At 75.5% G+C, this 2,857-nt stretch carries 3 protein-coding genes and 1 pseudogene; 2 read left to right on the top strand and 2 right to left on the bottom strand.

The window, feature by feature from the left end; all coding sequences use genetic code 11:
* Positions 1–467: pseudogene (locus HGA02_RS15160) on the bottom strand (two-component sensor histidine kinase); the annotation flags it as partial.
* A 4-nt stretch (positions 468–471) separates the two neighbouring features.
* Entirely contained in the window at positions 472–1,125 is a 654-nt protein-coding gene (locus tag HGA02_RS15155; RefSeq protein WP_168679851.1) for a response regulator, read from the bottom strand.
* Between the two features lie 179 nt (positions 1,126–1,304).
* Here HGA02_RS15155 and HGA02_RS15150 point away from each other — a divergent pair, with 179 nt between their 5' ends.
* Positions 1,305–2,483: a LolA family protein gene (locus HGA02_RS15150; RefSeq protein WP_343035508.1), complete on the top strand. Its 1,179-nt coding sequence runs from the start codon at positions 1,305–1,307 to the stop codon at positions 2,481–2,483.
* Positions 2,480–2,857: ATP-binding cassette domain-containing protein (locus tag HGA02_RS15145; protein WP_425483070.1), on the top strand; the 378-nt coding region annotated here is incomplete at its 3' end. The genes HGA02_RS15150 and HGA02_RS15145, both read left to right, overlap by 4 nt.

Genomic DNA, 2,857 nt, shown 5'->3' with positions numbered 1-2,857 from the left:
ACCTCGTCGAGCGGCACGGTCGCGACCGCCACGACCGGCTCACCGCGGTAGGTCGCGTTGCGCAGCGCGACGCGCGCGTCGGGGTCGTAGCCGCTGTCGGTCGTGGTCGAGACGATCACCTCGTCGCCGTGCGGGCGCAGCGCCGCGAGCGTGTCGGCGGGCAGCAGCGGCAGGGTGCGGGACGCGTTGGCCGACGTCGCGAGCACGCGGCCGTCGGCGTCGAGGAGCTGCGCGATCTCGCCGCGCTCGGCGACGGGCAGCGGGTCGGGCACGCGGTCGGCGTCGGCGAGGTCGGCGACGGTGTCGACGCGGTCGCGCACGGTCTCGTCGAGCGCGGAGACCCGCCCGGCGGACAGCACCGACGTGAGCACGACCGCCCCGACCGCGAGCGTCACCATGAGCAGCCCCGCGGTGAGCGCGGTCAGCCGCAGCCGCAGCGACCCGCGCCAGACCCGTCGGCGCGCCACGGCGTCAGCCGGCCACGCGGTACCCGGCACCGCGGACCGTCGCGACCGTGTCGCGCCCGAGCTTGCGCCGCAGGTAGCCGACGTAGACCTCGACGACGTTGACGTCCTCGCCGGTGCCCTCCCACACGTGGTCGCGCAGCTCGACCTTGCCGACGACACGGTCGGCGTGCCGCATGAGGTACTCGAGCAGCGCGAGCTCGCGCACGGTCAGCACGACCTCCTCGCCGCCGCGCGTCACGGTCCGGGCCGACGGGTCCAGGACCAGGTCCCCGACGGTCAGCACCGCGGGCCGCACCTGCGGCGGGCGGCGCAGGAGCGCGCGGAGCCGGGCGACGAGCACCACGAACGCGAACGGCTTCGTCAGGTAGTCGTCGGCGCCGACGTCGAGCCCGTCGGCCACGTCGTACTCCCCGTCCTTCGCGGACAGCAGCAGCACGGGCGTGAAGACGTCCTGCGCACGCAGGGCCGTCACGACGTCGTACCCGTTGCGCCGCGGCAGCATGATGTCGAGGACGATCGCGTCGTACTCGTGGTCGAGCGCCATGCGCAGACCGGTGTCGCCGTCGTGCGCGACGTCCACCGCGAAGCCCTCGGCGGACAGCCCGCGGTGCAGCGCGCTCGTCAAGCCGCGCTCGTCGTCCACCACGAGTACCCGCACGTCGGCAGCATGCCACCCGCCGCACGCGGGGGGGCCACCCGGCAGGCGGAGTGCGTCTCAGGATGCCCACAGGGGGCGTGCCGCACAGTGGTCTCATGACCGAGACACAGCCCACCCCGCAACCGGCGGCCCCGGCACGCCGGTCCCTGTCCCCCCGAGCCCGGTGGGCGGTGCCCGCCGTGGCCGCCGTCGCCGTCGGCGCCGCCGTCATGGGCCCGCCGCTGTTCGCGAGCGCGGGCGACGACGGCCTGCCGCCCGTCACGCCCGAGCAGCTCGTCGCGAACGTCGTCGAGAAGGACGCGCCGGCCCTGTCCGGCACGGTCGTCTACACCGCGCGCCTCGGCCTGCCCTCGCTCCCGTTCGGCCCGGGCGGCGCGAGCGCCGACCCCGTCAACCTGATGTCGGGCTCGTCGACGCTGCGCCTGTGGTCCGACGGCGAGCAGCGGTCGCGCGTCGCGCTGCTCGGCGCCGCGTCCGAGTACTCGGTCGTGCACGACGGCACGCAGGCCTGGACGTACTCGAGCGACGACGACGAGGTCGTGCACTACACGGTCGACCCGGCCGACGCCGCGACGCTCGAGAAGCTCGCGACCGAGGGGCCCGCCGTGCAGGGCGACCTGCCGACGCCGCAGGACGCGGCCGAGCAGGCCCTCGCGCACGCGCAGGAGCTCTCGACGGTGTCCGTCGACGGCCAGACGACGGTCGCCGGGCGCGACGCCTACCAGCTCGTCGTCACGCCGAAGAGCACGACGACGCTCGTCGGGCGCGTCGTGGTCGCGGTCGACGCGACCGAGTGGACGCCGCTGCGCGTGCAGGTGTGGAGCGCGTCGGACGACGCCGAGCCCGCGCTCGAGGTCGGCTTCACCGACGTCTCCTTCGCGACGCCGTCCGACTCCGTCCTCACGTTCTCGCCGCCCGCGGGCGCGCAGGTCCGCGAGGTCGTCGTGCCGCTGCCGACCGAGGCCGAGATCGCGGCTGCGGAGCAGGAGCACACCGACGGCGCGCTGCCGCAGGGCGTCACGGTGCACGGCGAGGGCTGGGACACGGTCGTCGAGGTGAGCGGCGTCGACGTGGCCGGGGCGCTCGCGGGCGACCCGGAGGCGCTGGCCGAGCTCGAGGAGCACGAGCCGACGATCGGGTCCGACAGCGCGCAGGCGCTGCTCGAGGACTTCGGCGGCGACCCGTCGGACAAGGCCGACATGGGCGAGATCGACCCGTCGGCCCTGCTCGACTCGATCGCGAAGCCCGTCCCGGGCGGTCGCGTGGTCACCTCGGACCTGTTCAGCGTCCTGCTCACCGACGACGGCCGGGTGCTGGTCGGCGCGGTGTCGCCCGAGACGCTGCAAGGGCTGGCGTGAGCACGAGCGTGCTCGACCCCGCGCGGGTCGGTCAGGGGTCCGGTGACGACACCGGGCCCCTGGCCGTGCGCACGGAGGGGCTGACGAAGCGGTTCCGCGGCGGCCAGGTCGCGGTCGACGACCTCGCGCTGCGCGTCCCGCGCGGCGCGGTGTACGGCTTCCTCGGGCCCAACGGGTCGGGCAAGACGACGACGATCCGCATGCTGCTCGGGCTGGTGCGCCCGACGGCCGGTACCGCCTGGCTGCTCGACGCGCCCGTCCCCGAGGCGTCCGCGTCCGTGCTCCCGCGCGTGGGCGCGCTCGTCGAGGGGCCCGCGTTCCACCCGTACCTGTCCGGCCGGGACAACCTCGCGCGACTGGAGGCGGCCGACGCG

The organism is Cellulomonas septica (genome assembly GCF_012396155.1).
GTDB classification, from domain to species: domain Bacteria; phylum Actinomycetota; class Actinomycetes; order Actinomycetales; family Cellulomonadaceae; genus Cellulomonas; species Cellulomonas septica.
Note: the sequence above shows the minus strand (reverse complement) of the source record. Positions and strands in the feature narration are given on the sequence as shown.